At 66.1% G+C, this 15,226-nt stretch carries 18 protein-coding genes; 15 read left to right on the forward strand and 3 right to left on the reverse strand.

Annotated features, from left to right (window positions below):
- The first annotated feature begins 79 nt into the window (after window positions 1-79).
- Complete coding sequence (gene dapA, locus P0Y50_11880; protein ID WEK39237.1) at window positions 80-964, forward strand: 4-hydroxy-tetrahydrodipicolinate synthase; 885 nt, start codon at window positions 80-82, stop codon at window positions 962-964.
- Complete coding sequence (gene smpB, locus P0Y50_11885) at window positions 964-1,434, forward strand: SsrA-binding protein SmpB (GenBank protein WEK39238.1); 471 nt, start codon at window positions 964-966, stop codon at window positions 1,432-1,434. The genes dapA and smpB overlap by 1 nt, the downstream gene beginning before the upstream one ends.
- A gap of 10 nt (window positions 1,435-1,444) precedes the next feature.
- On the opposite strand, the gene P0Y50_11890 is transcribed toward smpB, so the two are convergent.
- Together P0Y50_11890 and P0Y50_11895 are read right to left on the reverse strand one after the other, a co-directional pair.
- Window positions 1,445-2,083 carry a uracil-DNA glycosylase gene (locus tag P0Y50_11890; GenBank protein WEK39239.1) on the reverse strand — a complete coding sequence of 213 codons (639 nt, stop codon included), beginning with the start codon at window positions 2,081-2,083 and terminating at the stop codon, window positions 1,445-1,447.
- The gene (locus tag P0Y50_11895) at window positions 2,080-2,616 is read right to left on the reverse strand and encodes an NYN domain-containing protein (protein ID WEK39240.1); all 537 of its coding nucleotides are present in this window, start codon (window positions 2,614-2,616) and stop codon (window positions 2,080-2,082) included. Before P0Y50_11895 ends, P0Y50_11890 begins: the two co-directional genes overlap by 4 nt.
- On the opposite strand from P0Y50_11895, the gene folK reads away from it, so the two are divergent.
- From folK to P0Y50_11950, 11 genes are all read left to right on the forward strand, one after another.
- Window positions 2,615-3,196, forward strand: coding sequence for a 2-amino-4-hydroxy-6-hydroxymethyldihydropteridine diphosphokinase (gene folK / locus P0Y50_11900; GenBank protein WEK39241.1), 582 nt, complete (start codon window positions 2,615-2,617; stop codon window positions 3,194-3,196). The two genes, P0Y50_11895 and folK, sit on opposite strands and share 2 nt — an antisense overlap.
- Before the next feature lie 100 nt (window positions 3,197-3,296).
- Entirely contained in the window at window positions 3,297-3,656 is a 360-nt protein-coding gene (gene rpoZ, locus P0Y50_11905; GenBank protein WEK39242.1) for a DNA-directed RNA polymerase subunit omega, read from the forward strand.
- A gap of 134 nt (window positions 3,657-3,790) precedes the next feature.
- Complete coding sequence (locus P0Y50_11910; protein WEK41570.1) at window positions 3,791-5,950, forward strand: bifunctional (p)ppGpp synthetase/guanosine-3',5'-bis(diphosphate) 3'-pyrophosphohydrolase; 2,160 nt, start codon at window positions 3,791-3,793, stop codon at window positions 5,948-5,950.
- On the forward strand, window positions 5,947-6,705 hold the full coding sequence (locus P0Y50_11915) for a TIGR00730 family Rossman fold protein (protein WEK39243.1): 759 nt from the start codon (window positions 5,947-5,949) through the stop codon (window positions 6,703-6,705). The genes P0Y50_11910 and P0Y50_11915 overlap by 4 nt, the downstream gene beginning before the upstream one ends.
- Window positions 6,706-6,755: 50 nt before the next feature.
- Window positions 6,756-7,340: an orotate phosphoribosyltransferase gene (gene pyrE / locus P0Y50_11920; protein WEK39244.1), complete on the forward strand. Its 585-nt coding sequence runs from the start codon at window positions 6,756-6,758 to the stop codon at window positions 7,338-7,340.
- Window positions 7,341-7,343: 3 nt separating this feature from the next.
- On the forward strand, window positions 7,344-8,081 hold the full coding sequence (locus tag P0Y50_11925) for a pyridoxine 5'-phosphate synthase (GenBank protein WEK39245.1): 738 nt from the start codon (window positions 7,344-7,346) through the stop codon (window positions 8,079-8,081).
- Window positions 8,078-8,479, forward strand: a complete 402-nt coding sequence (gene acpS, locus P0Y50_11930) for a holo-ACP synthase (protein WEK39246.1) — start codon at window positions 8,078-8,080, stop codon at window positions 8,477-8,479. Before P0Y50_11925 ends, acpS begins: the two co-directional genes overlap by 4 nt.
- Before the next feature lie 55 nt (window positions 8,480-8,534).
- A complete protein-coding gene (gene lepB / locus P0Y50_11935) occupies window positions 8,535-9,428 on the forward strand; it encodes a signal peptidase I (protein WEK39247.1) in 894 nt (297 codons plus the stop codon).
- A complete protein-coding gene (gene rnc / locus P0Y50_11940) occupies window positions 9,428-10,138 on the forward strand; it encodes a ribonuclease III (GenBank protein WEK39248.1) in 711 nt (236 codons plus the stop codon). The genes lepB and rnc overlap by 1 nt, the downstream gene beginning before the upstream one ends.
- Complete coding sequence (gene era / locus P0Y50_11945; protein ID WEK39249.1) at window positions 10,135-11,082, forward strand: GTPase Era; 948 nt, start codon at window positions 10,135-10,137, stop codon at window positions 11,080-11,082. Before rnc ends, era begins: the two co-directional genes overlap by 4 nt.
- Window positions 11,083-11,097: 15 nt before the next feature.
- Entirely contained in the window at window positions 11,098-12,336 is a 1,239-nt protein-coding gene (locus P0Y50_11950; GenBank protein WEK39250.1) for a serine hydrolase, read from the forward strand.
- Here P0Y50_11950 and P0Y50_11955 read toward each other — a convergent pair.
- Window positions 12,333-13,847 (reverse strand): acetyl-CoA hydrolase/transferase family protein, encoded by a 1,515-nt coding sequence (locus P0Y50_11955; protein ID WEK39251.1) that lies wholly within the window; start codon window positions 13,845-13,847, stop codon window positions 12,333-12,335. The genes P0Y50_11950 and P0Y50_11955 overlap by 4 nt on opposite strands.
- Window positions 13,848-14,032: 185 nt before the next feature.
- Here P0Y50_11955 and P0Y50_11960 point away from each other — a divergent pair, with 185 nt between their 5' ends.
- On the forward strand, window positions 14,033-14,644 hold the full coding sequence (locus tag P0Y50_11960; GenBank protein ID WEK39252.1) for a flavodoxin family protein: 612 nt from the start codon (window positions 14,033-14,035) through the stop codon (window positions 14,642-14,644).
- A 70-nt stretch (window positions 14,645-14,714) separates the two neighbouring features.
- Window positions 14,715-15,197 carry a nuclear transport factor 2 family protein gene (locus tag P0Y50_11965; GenBank protein ID WEK39253.1) on the forward strand — a complete coding sequence of 161 codons (483 nt, stop codon included), beginning with the start codon at window positions 14,715-14,717 and terminating at the stop codon, window positions 15,195-15,197.
- The last annotated feature ends 29 nt before the right edge of the window (window positions 15,198-15,226 follow it).

Raw genomic sequence — 15,226 nt, forward strand, 5'->3', positions numbered from 1 at the left:
CGACCTAACGTCCCGCGCTCATTGCAAAGGCGATGAACATCCGTCCATCGTCACTCCCCACGCAGGCCAGCTTAGTCTCATGAACGCCCCCTTGTTCAAGGGCGTGATCACCGCCCTGATCACACCACTTCGTGACGGAAACGTGGACGAAGCCGCATTCGCCAAACTGCTTGAGCGTCAGATCGCCGCAGGCGTGCACGGCGTCGTGCCGATGGGCACGACGGGCGAGGGCGCCAGCATGGACCTGGACGAGCACAAGCACGTCATCGAACTGTGTGTGCGTTTGGCGGCGGGTCGCGTCAGCGTCATCGCCGGCACGGGATCGCCCTACACCAAGGAAGCCATCGACCTGACCCGTCACGCCAAGACGGTGGGCGCGGACGGCGCGCTGATCGTCACCCCCTATTATATCCGTCCGTCTCAGGCGGGCATGGCGGCGCATTTCGAGGCCGTGGCCGACGCGGTCCAACTGCCGATCCTGCTGTACAATGTGCCGGGCCGGACGGGGTCCGATCTGGCCAATGATACCGTCGCGCGCCTGGCGGCCCATCCGAACATCGTCGGCATCAAGGATGCCACGGGCGATATGAGCCGGGCCAGCTGGATGCGCGCCAATATCACGGGCCAGTTCGATCTGATCTCGGGCGATGACCCCAGCTATCTGGGCTATCACGCCCATGGCGGCGTCGGGTTGATTTCGGTGGCGTCGAATGTCGCGCCCGAGGCCATGGTCGCCCTGCATAATGCGATGACGGCCGGCGACTACGCCACGGCGCGCGAGTGGCAGGGCCGGCTGATCGGCCTGTGCAAGGCGCTGTTCCTGGACAATTCGCCGGCGCCAACCAAATACGCCCTCGCCAGACTGGGCCTGTGTGAAGAGGAGGCGCGTCTTCCGCTGTCGCCGACCTCGGATGCGGTCAAGCCGATCATCGACCGCGCCATGGCGGATGCGGGCGTCGGTTGATGGCGTCCGATAAACCGAAGACCAAGCTGCTGGCGGAAAATCGGCGGGCGCGGTTCGACTATTTCCTGGAAGATTTCGTCGAGGCCGGCATTCAACTTCTGGGTACGGAGATCAAGGCGCTGCGTGACGGCCGCGCCAACATCGCCGAGAGTTATGTCTCGCCCGAGGGGCGCGACCTGGTGCTGATCAACGCCGACATCCCGCCCTACAAACAGGCCAACCGCTTTAACCACGAGCCGCGCCGTCCGCGCCGCCTGCTGCTGCACCGCAAGCAGATCGACCGGATGATCGGGGCGGTCCAGCGCGACGGCCAGACCATCATCCCGGTGCGGCTGTATCTGAACGAGGCGGGCAAGGCCAAGATCGAGATCGCCATGGCCAAAGGCAAGAAGCTGCACGACAAACGTCAGGCCAGCGCGGACCGCGACTGGGCGCGCGACAAGGCCCGACTGTTGCGCGACAAGGGCTGATCCGCGGGGATCAGTCCTCGATCAGTTTGCGGACGCGGGCGAAGATGTCTTCGAACATCTCGGGCGTCAGGCGCCCGGTGTTCGTGTTCAGACGCGAGCAGTGATAGCTGTTCAGGATGACGTAGCCGCCGGCTTCCCCCTGCGCGCCGTGGCCCGCCGGCATGGCGGAGGCGGGCCGTCCGAAGGCCTTCAGGATATTGCGGCGCGACACGTCGCCCAAGGTCACGATCACCTTCAGATTGGGCAGCAGCTTCAGCCGGTCGATCAGGAAGGGCCGGCAGGTCGTCTCCTCGATCGGCAGGGGCTTGTTGCCGGGCGGGGCGCAGCGCACCGCGTTGGTGATCATGCAGTCCGTCAGCGTCAGGTCGTCGTGGCCGTTCGGATCGTAATGGCCATGGGCGAACCCGGCCTTCTTCAGGGTCTCGTACAGCAGCCAACCGGCATGGTCCCCGGTGAAGGGGCGGCCCGTGCGGTTGGCGCCGGTGCGGCCGGGCGCCAGACCGGCGATCAGCAGACGCGCCTTCTGATCGCCGAAGGAGGCGGCGGGTCCGTTCCACCAGTCGGGGTTCTGACGCGCATTCTCGCGCCGATACTCGACCAGGCGCGGGCACAGCGGGCAGTCGCGGGGCGGTTCGGGCGTCAGGCTCATTGCGCGGCCTTGGGGCGGCCGAAGTCGGCCATCAGGTCGTTCAGGTCCAGGAAGCTGTCGGCCTGGCGGCGCAGTTCGTCGGCGATATGCGGCGGCTGGGTCTTCTGGGTCGAGATCACCGTGACCCGCACCCCCTTGGCCTGGATCGCCTGAACCGCACGGCGGAAATCCCCGTCGCCGGAAAACAGAACGGCATGGTCGATGTGTGGGGCCAGTTCCAGCATGTCCACCGCGATCTCGATGTCCATATTGCCTTTGATCCGGCTGTGACCCGCGCCGTCGGTGAAGCGTTTCACCGGCTTGGTCACGACCGAAAAGCCGTTGTAGTCCAGCCAGTCCACCAGCGGTTTCACCGGCGAGAATTCTTCGCCCTCGACGATGGCCGTGTAATAATAGGCGCGGGTCAGGACCGATTTCTCGCGGAACCAGTCCAGCATCCGCCGAAAATCCATGTCGTGCTGCAACGCACGGGCGGCGGAATAGAGGTTGGACCCGTCGATGAAGATCGCCAGGCGGTCGGTGGAATGAAACATGGTCGAAGCCGACAAAAGGAATGAAGAAAATGACGCCCCGGCGCGCGCGCCCGTCGATGTGGGAATCGACGGCGCGATGAACCTGGACCAGGCAGTCATCGTTGCGCTGGGCTGTAATGACAAGGGGGCATGGACCACGTGCCGCGAGGCGCTGGAGGCGGCGCTGGCGCGGTTCCGCAGCGAGGGGATCGACGTGATCGCCCGCTCGGGCTGGTGGTCGTCGCTCGCCTGGCCCGATCCGTCCGATCCGCCCTTCCTGAACGGCGTCGCGATCGTTCGCACCGACCACGATCCGCATGCCCTGATGGCGACCCTGGGGCGGATCGAGGACGCCTTCGGGCGTCGGCGATCGGTCCGCAACGCCCCGCGCACGCTGGATCTGGACCTGATCGCCTATGGGCGGCTGAGTGGTGACCTGGAGGGCCTGATCCTGCCGCACCCCCGCGCGGCCGAGCGGCGGTTCGTCATGGCTCCGCTCGCCGAAATCATGCCCGACTGGGTGCATCCGACGAACGGACGAACGGCGTTTGATCTCGCGGCGTCGGCCTCGGTCGGGGCGGACGCACGGCCAACGCGGTGAACAGGGGAAGGCGCCGCGCCTAACTTCCGCCCCTGTGGCGTTGCAAAGACCAGTCTGTATCTGTATTTGACGCGGTTCTCCCCCGCGTTCGAGGAATTTCATGGCCCGCGTCACCGTCGAAGACTGCATCGAGAAGGTTCCGAACCGCTTTGGCCTGGTGCTGATGGCCGGCCATCGCGCCCGCAGCATCGCCAACGGCGCCGCCCTGACCATCGACCGCGACAACGACAAGAACCCGGTCGTCGCCCTGCGCGAGATCGCCGACGACACCGTCATTCCCGACGAACTGCGTGAAACCATCATCACCACGCTGCAGCGGGTGGATGAGCGCACGGAAGCCGAGGACGAGGCCGAGGTCGTCGCCCTGCTGGCCGAGCCGCAGCACATGAACATGGCCGAGGCCGAGCTGATCCGCGCGCTGCAAAGCGACCGCGACGGCGGTCAGGAGGAGCGGTACTGACGCCCGAAGGAGCCCCTGGCGTCACTATCCTGCCGGCGCGGACCGATGCGGTTCCGCCGGCGCCCCAAGCTGCAAACAAAAACGACCTCCAGACCGCGCCCGCCGACTCGGCGCCGCAGCGGAAACGCGCGCCCATCCTGCGCCAGTTCGAGCTGATCGAGGCCGTAAAGGCCTATGACCCCACCGCCGACGAAGCGCTGCTGAACCGCGCCTATGTCTATGCGATGAAGATGCACGGCTCGCAGCTGCGGGCCTCGGGCGATCCCTATTTCGCCCACCCGATCCAGGTCGCGGGCATACTGACCGACTACAAGCTCGACACCGCCACCATCGTAACGGCCCTGCTGCACGATGTGGTCGAGGATACCTCGGCCACGCGCGACGACATCGCCGGCATGTTCGGCGAGGAGGTTGCGGTGCTGGTCGAGGGCGTGACCAAGCTGTCGCGGCTGGAGCTTCAGGCCGAGCACACGCGCCAGGCTGAGAACCTGCGCAAATTCATCCTGGCCATCAGCCGGGACGTGCGGGTGCTGTTGGTCAAGCTGGCTGACCGGCTGCACAATATGCGCACGCTTCAATACGTGAAGCCCGAGAAGCGCGAGCGGATCAGCCGTGAGACGCTGGAAGTCTATGCGCCGCTCGGTCGGTCCATCGGCATCCACTCCATCGCGTCCGAACTGGAAGAACTGGCCTTCACCCACCTGAACCCGACCGCCAAGACCGCCATCGAGCGGCGGCTGGAGGCGCTGAAGCTGGAGCATGGCCGCGCCATTGAAGGCGTGGCGGGTGAGGTGGAGCGGGTGCTCTCCGAGGCCGGTCTGAAGGCGAACGTCTATGGCCGGCAGAAGACGCCCTATTCGATCTGGCGCAAACTTCAGCGCAAGTCGGTTGGGTTTTCGTCCCTGTCGGACATCTACGGCTTCCGCGTCATCGTGGAGGCCGAGGACGACTGCTACCGTGCACTGGGCGTCATCCACCGCGAATGGCCGATGGTGCCCGAGCGATTCAAGGACTTCATCTCCACGCCGAAATCGAACAACTATCGCTCGTTGCACACGACGGTGGTCGGGCCGCGCGGTCTGCGGATCGAGATGCAGATTCGCACCGAGGAGATGGACCGCGTCGCCGAGGACGGGGTCGCCGCCCACTGGCGCTACAAGAACCAGTCCTATGGCTTCGACCGCGAAGCCATGGAGCAGGGCGGCGGCCGCGACCCGCTGCAGAACCTGCGCCACCTGGTTCAGGTGATCGAGCACGGCGAGGGCGGCGAGGACTGGGTCGAACACGCCAAGCTGGAAATGTATCTGGACCAGGTGTTCGTCTTCACGCCGAAGGGACAGCTGGTGACGCTGCCGCGCGGGGGGATGCCGCTGGACTTCGCCTACGCCGTCCACACCGAGGTCGGGGACACGGCCGTCGGGGTCAAGGTCAACGGCGAACTGAAGCCGATGCGCACCGCGCTGCAGAACGGCGACGTGGTCGAGATCATTCGCGGCTCCAAGCGCGAGGTGCCCGCCGACTGGCGCAGCCTGACCGTGACCGGCCGCGCCCGATCCGCCATCCGTCGCCATATCCGCACGTCGGAGCGGGAGGAGTTCATCAAGCTGGGCCGCGTCGCGCTGGATCAGACGCTGGCTCGCATCGAAAAGTCGCTGGCCGACGTGTCGCTGAAGCCGGTGCTGGAAACCCTGGCGGCGGCGGGCGAGGACGATCTGTTCGAAGGCCTGGGCCGGGGGCGCCTGTCGCCGACGGCGACGGCCGAGATCCTGTTCCCCGCGTTGAAGGGGCGGCTGAAGGCCGGGCCGGAGAAGCAACGGATCGAGGGCGACAAGGCGCGGCTGTTCGTGCGCGGCGGCGGTCTGACGCCTGGCGTGTCGGTCCATTTCGGCCAGTGCTGCACCCCGGTGCCGGGCGACCGGATCGTGGGAATCCTGGAGCCGGAATCCGGTCTGACCGTTCACACCATCGACTGCCAGACCCTGGCCGCCTTCGCCGATGACGATTCGGTCTGGCACGATCTGCAGTGGACGCCGCAGGCCGAGACGGACGCAGTCGCCGCCGCCCGCATCCGTGCGACGATCCGCAATGCCCCAGGCGTGCTGGGCCAGGTCACGACCCTGATCGGCGAGGCCGGCGGCAACATCATCAACCTGTCGATGGCGCACCGCCAGCAGGACTTCTTCGACGTGGACGTGGACGTGGAAGTCGAGGACGCCAAGCACGCGACCATGATCATCGCCGCCCTGCGCGCCAATCCGTCCGTCGATTCCGTGGAACGCGCGAGGGGCGAATGACCGAGACGATCAGGCCGAACGCCGCCCAGATGGCCGCGCCGTCCTATCGCATGGCGGCGATGGATCAGGATTTCCTGCTTGGCGATTCCATGCGCGGCGTTCGCTTCCTGATGGAATACGCCAAGGCCGAGGAGGCGCTGAGAGCCTGGGGCGTGCGCTCCACCCTCGTCGTCTTCGGCAGCGCGCGAATCCGCGAGGGCCATCGCTGGTACGAACAGGCGCGAGCCTTCGGGCGGCTGGCGTCCGAGCGGGGCGGGGCGTTCCGGGGCGCGGTCGGCGAACCGCGCGACAACGTCATCGCCACTGGCGGCGGTCCGGGCATAATGGAGGCGGCCAATCGCGGCGCCGTCGACGCGGGCGCGCCGTCGGTCGGCTTCAACATCACCCTGCCGCATGAGCAGGAGCCGAACGCCTATTCCACGCCGGAACTGACCTTCCTGTTCCACTATTTCGCGATGCGGAAGATGCATCTGGCGATGCGGGCCAATGCGCTGGTGGTGTTTCCGGGCGGGTTCGGCACCTTCGACGAGATGTTCGAGATCCTGACCCTGCGCCAGACGGGCAAGGCGCCGCCGGTTCCGGTTGTCCTGGTGGACAAGGCCTATTGGACCTCCGTCATCGGTTTCGACGCCCTGGTCGAACATGGGATGATCGCGCCCTCCGACCTGGACCTGATCGGTTTCGCCGAAGACGCCGAGGGCGTGTGGGCCGAACTGCTGGCGCGCGGTCTGCGACCGAACGAAAACATCGACTGAAGCGCAGCCAGAGGGTTCATCCGCGCGCGATCCGGGTCTAGAACGCCGACATGAACACCCAAGATGTCCTCAACGAGTTTCGCAACGCCGGCGCCCTGCGCGAAGGCCATTTCGTCCTGTCCTCGGGTCTGCATAGCCCGGTCTTCCTGCAGAAGAACCTGGTCTTCATGGATGGCGCGCGTTGCGAGCGGCTGTGCAAGGCGCTGGCCGAGAAGATCGTGGCGACGGTCGGCCCGGTGGACGTCGCCATCTCGCCGGCCGTGGGCGGCATCATTCCCGGTTACGAGACGGCCAAACACCTGAAGGTCCGTTCGATGTATGTCGAGCGCGAGGGCGGCGCCTTCAGACTGCGTCGCGGCTTCTCGGTCGAACCGGGCGAGAAGGTCGTCATGGTCGAGGACATCGTCACGACCGGTCTGTCGTCACGCGAATGCATCGCCGCCATCCAGGCGGCGGGCGGCGAGGTGATCGCGGCGGCCTGTATCGTGGATCGGTCGGGTGGCAAGGCCGATGTCGGCGTGCCGCTGATCGCCCTGGCCTCGCTGGACGTGCCGGCCTATCCGGCTGACGCCCTGCCGCCGGAATTGGCCGCGCTTCCGGTCGAAGATCCCGGCAGCCGCAGATTGGCGAAATAGACGATGCGCGAACGGGTCAGACTGGGCGTCAATATCGACCACGTCGCCACGGTGCGGAATGCGCGCGGCGGGGCGCATCCCGATCCGGCCCGTGCGGCCGAGGCGGCCCTGGCCGCCGGCGCCGACGGCATCACCGCCCATCTGCGCGAAGATCGCCGTCACATCACCGACCCCGACATCGACGTGCTGAGCGCCCTGTGCGCCCGCGCCGGCAAGCCGTTGAACTTCGAGATGGCTGTGACGGAGGAGATGCTGGCCATCGCCCTGCGGCATCGGCCGCACGCTGCCTGCCTGGTGCCCGAACGGCGCGAGGAGGTGACGACCGAGGGCGGTCTGGCCGTCGCTGGTCATGAAGCGCGGATCGCGCCGGTCGTGAAGACGCTGGCGGAGGCCGGCGTCCGGGTCTCATTGTTCATCGAACCGGCGGAAGAGCAGGTCGAGGCCGCCGCCGCCGTCGGCGCCCAGGTGGTGGAATTCCACACCGGCCGCTACTGCCATCTGACCGATCCCGCCGAACGCGAGGTCGAGTTTGAACGTCTGGTCGCCGCCGCCGCCCAGGCCGACATCCTGGGGTTGGAGGTCCATGCCGGTCATGGGCTGGATTACGACACGGCGCCGCGCATGTTGGCCATCCCGGAAATCCGCGAACTGAACATCGGCCATTTCCTGATCGGCGAATCGATCTTCATCGGCCTGGACGCCGCCATCCGCCGGATGCGCGCGGCGATGGACGCGGCATGATCATCGGCGTCGGCGCGGACCTGTCCGACATCCGGCGCATCCAGACGTCGCTGGATCGGTTCGGCGAACGGTTCAAGCAGCGTTGCTTCACCGATCTGGAGCGCGCGCGATCGGACCGAAAGCCGGACCCGGCCTGGAGCTACGCCAAGCGGTTCGCGGCCAAGGAGGCCTGCGCCAAGGCCTTGGGCACCGGTATGCGGGCCGATGTCTATTGGCGCGATATGGGGGTGGTGAACCTGCCGTCCGGGCAGCCCACACTGAAGCTCACGGGTCATGCGGCCGAGCATCTGGCGCGTCTGACGCCGCCCGGACATACAGCGAAAATCCACCTGACGCTGAGCGACGAACATCCCTATGCGCTGGCCTTCGTGGTGATCGAAGCCTTGCCGCAGTCGTAATCAGGTTATAGGCGTGCGCGATGACCGCGCGGACGCGGCGAGGATGCCTGATCGCATGAGCGAAGACCAAAAGCCCGACGACGCCCAGCGCGACGCCAGCCCCGAGGAACGGTTTGCGGCGTCGGAAGCCGACGCTCCGGTCAGGTCGGTTCGGGAACCGACGACGGCGAACCAGAAGGTCTATGCCAATACGCCGGGCGACCGCGGCAAGAAGACATCGGCGGCCAACGAGACCGGCGAAATCTTCAAGACCATCGTCTTTGCGCTGTTGATCGCCATGGTGCTGCGGATCTTCCTGTTCCAGCCCTTCACCATTCCGTCCGCCTCGATGGAGCCCAACCTGTACGAAGGCGACTATATCGTCGTGTCGAAATGGTCGTACGGCTTCTCGAAACACTCCATCCCGTTCAGCCCGCCGCTGTTCGATGGTCGCATCATGGGCTCGGCGCCCAAGCGCGGCGACATCGTGGTGTTCAAACTGCCGCGCGACAACAAGACCGATTTCATCAAGCGCGTGATCGGCCTGCCCGGCGACCGCATCCAGATGATCGCCAACAAGCTGTATATCAACGACAAGCCCGTCCAGGACGTGATCGTCAGCCGCACCGAGATCGAAGACATCTTCGGGCCCCGCCCGGTCACGGAGGTCCGCGAGACCCTGCCTGAGGGCAAGAGCTTCATGACCCAGGACTTCGGTCCCGGAAACGATCTGGATGACACGCCCGTCTATGAGGTGCCGGCTGGCCATTACTTCATGATGGGCGACAACCGCGACAACTCCATCGACAGCCGTGTCGAACAGTCCAGCGGCGTGGGCATGGTCCCGGCCGAGAACCTGGTCGGCAAGGCGCAGATCATCCTGTTCTCGTGGAAGCCCGGTTCGTCGCTGTGGAACCCGGTCAGCTGGTTCAACGTGCGTCTGGACCGGTTCTTCAACGTCCTGCACTGATGGCCAATCTGCGGGCCGAGGCGGTCGTCGCGCTTGAGCGGCGGATCGGTCATCCGTTCAAGGACAAGGCGCTGCTGGAACGCGCCCTGACGCACGCCAGCGTGGGCGAGGGGGCGCCGACAGGCATCCACGGCCCGCGCGACAACGAGCGGCTGGAGTTTCTGGGCGACCGGGTGCTGGGGTTGCTGGTCGCCGAGCGGCTGTCCAGCGACTTTCCCACGGCCGACGAGGGCCAACTGTCGTCCAGCCTGCACGCCCTGGTCGACAAGAGCGCCTGCGCCCGCGTGGGCGAGGCGCTGGGCGTCGGCCCCGCGCTCAGACTGTCGCCCGGCGAGACCAAGACCGGCGGACGGCGCAAGGCGGGCGTCATCGCCGATGCGGTCGAGGCGCTCTTGGCGGCGGTCTATCTGGATGGCGGCCTGGATGCGGCGCGCACCGTCTTCCAGCATGCCTGGGCCGAGGAACTGTCGGCGCCGCCGTCACGCACGGTGACCAATCCCAAGTCCGCCCTGCAGGAATGGGCGCAAGGCCAGGGACGGCCGCTGCCGACCTATCGCGTGGCGGATCGGACGGGTTCGGATCATGCGCCGACATTCACCGTCGAAGTTTCCGTGCAGGACGTGCAGCCCTTGACCGCGCAAGGGCGTTCGCGTCAGGAGGCGGAGAAGGCGGCCGCGACGGCCCTGCTCAAACGTGAAGGCGTCATTTGACCGATATCGAAAACCAGCGCGCGGGCTTCGCCGCCATCATCGGCGCGCCAAACGCCGGCAAGTCCACGCTGGTCAACCGGCTGACCGGGGCCAAGGTCTCCATCGTCACCCAGAAGGTGCAGACGACGCGCTTTCCTGTCCGTGGCATCGCCATGGAGGGCGACGCCCAGATCGTCCTGGTGGACACGCCGGGCATCTTCACCCCGCGCCGACGGCTGGATCGGGCCATGGTCGCCTCGGCCTGGGGCGGCGCGGAAGACGCCGATGTGGTGGTCCATCTGATCGACGCCCAGTCGCACATCGATTCCGAAGGTCGCGAGGGCACGGCGGCCGACCGCCGCTCGGCCGAGGATACCGAAACCATCATTTCCAATCTTCAGGCGACCGGAACCAAGGTCATCCTGGCGCTGAACAAGATCGACGGCATGCGCCGCGACACCCTGTTGGCCCTGTCGCAAAAGCTGTTCGAGAGCGGCGTCTATGACGAGGTCTATATGATCTCGGCCGCCAACGGCGACGGCGTGGATGACCTGAAACAGCGGCTGGCCCGGTCGATGCCCAAGGGGCCGTGGCTGTATCCAGAGGATCAGGCGGCCGATGTGCCGGTGCGCGTGCTGGCCGCCGAGATCACGCGCGAGAAGGTCTATCTGCGCGTCCATGAGGAACTGCCCTATTCGGCCGCGGTCGAGACGACCAGTTTCGAGGATCGCGCCGACGGTTCGGCCCGCATCGAACAGACCATCTATGTCGAGCGCGAGAGCCAACGCCCCATCGTGCTGGGCAAGGGCGGCCAGACGCTGAAATGGATCGGCCAGAAGGCGCGCGAGGAACTGAACGAGATCCTGGGACGTCAGGTCCATCTGTTCCTGACCGTCAAGGTCGATCCTAAGTGGCAGGATAGCCGCGCCCTGTATGCCCAGTTCGGTCTGGATTTCGACGTCTGAGTTCCCGTGTTTGAAGTGCCGCGTACCGCCGGGGGACATCCCCGGCTCATTCTGGGCGTCCTGGGGGCGCTGATCATTGGCGGCGCCCTCTGGGCGGGCGTGGCCACGACCGTCGCTCCGAAAAGCGACGCGGATCTGATCGCCGAACGGGCGGACGCGCCGCCACGTCCGCCGGTCGTGGTCGTCGAGGATTTGCCGCAACTGGCCGCGCGCCTGGATCGTGAGGCGGCGGCTGGACGCTTCATGGGCGCCGTTCTCGTGGCCAGAGGCGATAAGGTCCTGTTTCGTCAGGTATATGGCAAGGCGAACTATGAGCGCGATCAGCCGCTGAAGCTGGATTCCCGCTTCCGCCTGGCCTCCATCTCCAAACAGTTCACCGCCACGGCGATCCTGAAGCTTCAGGACGAAGGCAAGCTGAATGTCACTGATCCGGTGTGCAAATGGATGCAGCCATGCCCGGCGGCGTGGCAGGACATCCGCATTCGTCATCTGTTGTCGCACACCTCGGGTATTCCCGACCTGATGGCGCGGCCCGGCTGGGGGATGCGTCGCACGACCCACGCCACGCTGGACGAGCTGACCGAGGATTCCAAGCGGTTCGGCCTTCAGTTCGAGCCGGGGACCGAGGTTCGATACGACAATGCCGGCTTCAACCTGGCCGCCGCGATTGTGGAGAAGGCCAGCGGCAAGCCGTTCCAGACCTATATGCGCGACACCTTCTTCAAGCCGCTGGGCATGAAGGAGACGGGGCTGGATCTGGACGGCGGCGATCACGGCGTCATCATGGGCTATGCCAACTTCCCCGGCGGTCTGGCGGCCCAGCCGAACGCCAACACCTCCATCGTGGCGGGGGCGGGCGCAGTCTATTCCACGCTGGACGACCTGTTGGTCTGGCAACGGGCCCTGCATCGCGGATCGCTGCTGACGCCCGCCAGCTATCAGCAGATGCTGGCCGACCACGCGCCTGCTGACACCAAACCGAACGAGCGTAGCCATCCCCGCCGCGACTGGGGCTATGGCATCTTCTCGAACCGTCTGGGCGACCAGGTTCAGCCCAGCTTCCAGGACCGCCAGATCTATCACACCGGCAGCTGGGGCGGGTTTCGCAACCTGATGCTCTATCAGCCGGATCAGGACGTGATCGTGATCGTCCTGTCCAACAACTATCATCTGCGCGACCAGGTGTTCCTGATCGCGGAACAGGGGATGGCCGAGGCCCTTGGGCGCGACTTCCCCACGAGGCTGGCGCGCTAGGCCGGCTTCATCGAACCCGTTTCGATGAACCGCTGGTGCCAGGACAGGGCCTCGTCCAGCAGGTGCGGCGACTGCAGGCCGTATGACCCCTTCAGCGCCCGCGCATAATAGTCCACCAGTGCGTCGCGATAGTCGGGGTGGGCGCAGTTGGCGATGATGACGCTGGCGCGCTGTTTGGGCGACAGGCCGCGCAGGTCGGCCAGCCCCTGTTCGGTGACCAGAACCTGCACGTCCTGAGTGATGTGATCGACGTGGCTGGCCATCGGCACGATGGCGGAAATCTTGCCGCCCTTGGCCGTCGAGGGCGTCACAAAGCAGGAAATGAAGGCGTTGCGCGCGAAATCGCCCGACCCGCCGATGCCGTTCTGTATGCGCGACCCCATGACCTGGGTCGAGTTGACGTTGCCGTAGATGTCGGCCTCGATCAGTCCGTTCATGGCGATACAGCCCAGGCGGCGGATCAGCTCGGGATGGTTCGAGATTTCCTGCGGGCGCAGGATGATCTTGCCCTGGAACTGGGCCATCCGGCCATTCAGGTCCGCCGCCGCCTCCGGGCTGAGGGAAAAGGCGGTGGCCGAGGCGACCGTCAGCTTGCCCGCGTCCAGCAGGTCCAGCATCCCGTCCTGGATCACCTCGGTATAGGCGGCCATCCGTTCGAACGAACTGTCCATCAGGCCCGCCAGAACCGCATTGGCGACATTGCCGACGCCGGATTGCAGCGGCAGCAGGCCGGCGGGCAGGCGGCCGACCTTGACCTCATGCTTCAGGAACTCGATCAGGTGGCCGGCGATGGCGCGGGCCGTGGCGTCGGGCGCGGCGAAGGGCAGGTTGCGGTCAGGCGCATCGGTCTCGACGATGGCGACAATCTTGTCTGGGTCGCAACGCAGGCTGGGCTGGCCGATCAACTGATCCGGCCGCGTCAGCGGGATGGGCACGCGGTTCGGCGGCAGGGCCGTGCCGTAATAGACGTCGTGCATCCCCTCCAGCGCCGCATTCTGCCAGCGGTTGACCTCCAGGATCACGCGGTTGGCGCGATCCAGCCAGGTCTTGTTGTTGCCGATGGACGACGACGGGACCAGCGAACCGTCTTCGTTGACGGCCGACACCTCGATCACCGCCGTATCCAGCGGTCCCAGCACGCCCTGCCACACGGCGGGGGCCAGCTGGCTGAGGTGCATGTCCAGATAGTCCATCTGGCCCGAGTTGATCTTCTCGCGCGCGATGGGATCGGAGTTGTAGGGCAGGCGCAGTTCGATCCCGTCGGCCTTGGCCAGGGCGCCGTCCAGCTCAGGCCCTGTTGAGGCGCCGGTCCACAGGTTCAGGCGAAAGGCGTCGCCGGCGGCGTGGGCGTCCTCGATCCGCTGGGCCAGTTGGGGCGGCACGGCCTTGGGATAGCCCGAACCGGTGAAGCCGCTCATCCCGACCGTGGAGCCGGCGGGAATCAGAGCGGCGGCGTCGTGGGCCGACATGACCTTGGATTTCAGCGCCTGGCTGCGGATACGCGATGACATGGACGGAGGTGGGTTGCGGCCGGGGAGGGCCTGGGGCGACGCGATTTCTCGTCGGGCTAGGCCGGGCGGCGACGGTGATCCATTCGACCTTGGTCGAGGTAAGGCCCGCCGTCCATGATCTTTATCAAGGCGGGAACGCCGGACGCGGCCGTCGGTTAGCTGGAAACTGACGAAAGGACTCGCCGATGAAAGCCCTGATCCTGAACTGCACGCTGAAACCGTCGCCCGAGACGTCCAGCACCGAAGCCCTGGCCAATGTGGTGATCGGCGAACTGGAGAAGGGCGGTGCGGAGACCGAACTGATTCGCCTGGTCGATCTGAACATCAAACCCGGCGTGAAGACCGACCAGGGCGAAGGCGACGACTGGCCTGCGGTCCACGAAAAGATCATGGCGGCTGATATCGTCGTCTTCGCCACGCCGACCTGGGTCGGTCAGATGTCCAGCGTCTGCATGCGCGCGCTGGAGCGGATGGACGCCCTGTTTGAGGAAACGGACGACAGCGGTCGGCCTGTCGCCTTCGGCAAGGTGGGCGGCATAATCATCACCGGCAATGAGGACGGCGCGCACCACATCGTCGCGACCGTGTCCCAGGCCCTGATCGACATGGGTTTCACCATGCCGGGGCAAAGCTGGACCTATTGGCACCTCGGACCGGGACCGGGGCCGGACTATGTCGAGACGGATCAGGGCCACGACTACGCCGACCGTGTGGGCCGCAACGCCGCGCGCAACATGCTGGCCCTGGCCAAGGTGCTGAAACCCGAAACCTATCCCGTGCCGGAAAGCGCGGACTAGGCTTGGCGATTGCGGCTTGTGACGGGGCGGTCTCGGCTTCACCATTCCCGATCATCGAAGGAAGATCGCCATGCTGACCGCCCTCATCGCCGCCCTGGCCCTGTCGCAATCCGCGACCGCCGCCCCGACCGCCGAGGCACAGGTCGCCTCGGTTCTGGATCGGCTGAATCAGGCGTCGTCCACGGCCGACGAGGCGACCTATTTCAGCCTGTTCGCCCCCGACGCGCGTTTCGTCGGCACGGACGCCAACGAACACTGGACCATGGCGCAGTTCCGGGCCTTCGCCGAGCCATGGTTCAAGAAGGACACCGCCTGGTCGTTCCCCGCGACGTCCCGTGCCATCACCATCGCCCCGATCGACTGCCGCTGCATCGCCTGGTTCGAGGAAAAGCTGGCCAGTCCGTCCTATGGCGAAACGCGGGGTTCGGGCGTCATGCGTCTGACCGACGACGGCTGGAAGATCGAACAATATGTGCTGAGCTTCGCGGTGCCCAACGACAGGGCCGATGCGGTCGTGGCGGCGATCAAGGGCGAGGCGGCGTCCGCCCATTGAGGCGGAACGTATGGCCAACTTCGCGGCGC

Origin of the sequence: Candidatus Brevundimonas colombiensis (genome assembly GCA_029202665.1) — a bacterium.
Lineage (GTDB): Bacteria > Pseudomonadota > Alphaproteobacteria > Caulobacterales > Caulobacteraceae > Brevundimonas > Brevundimonas colombiensis.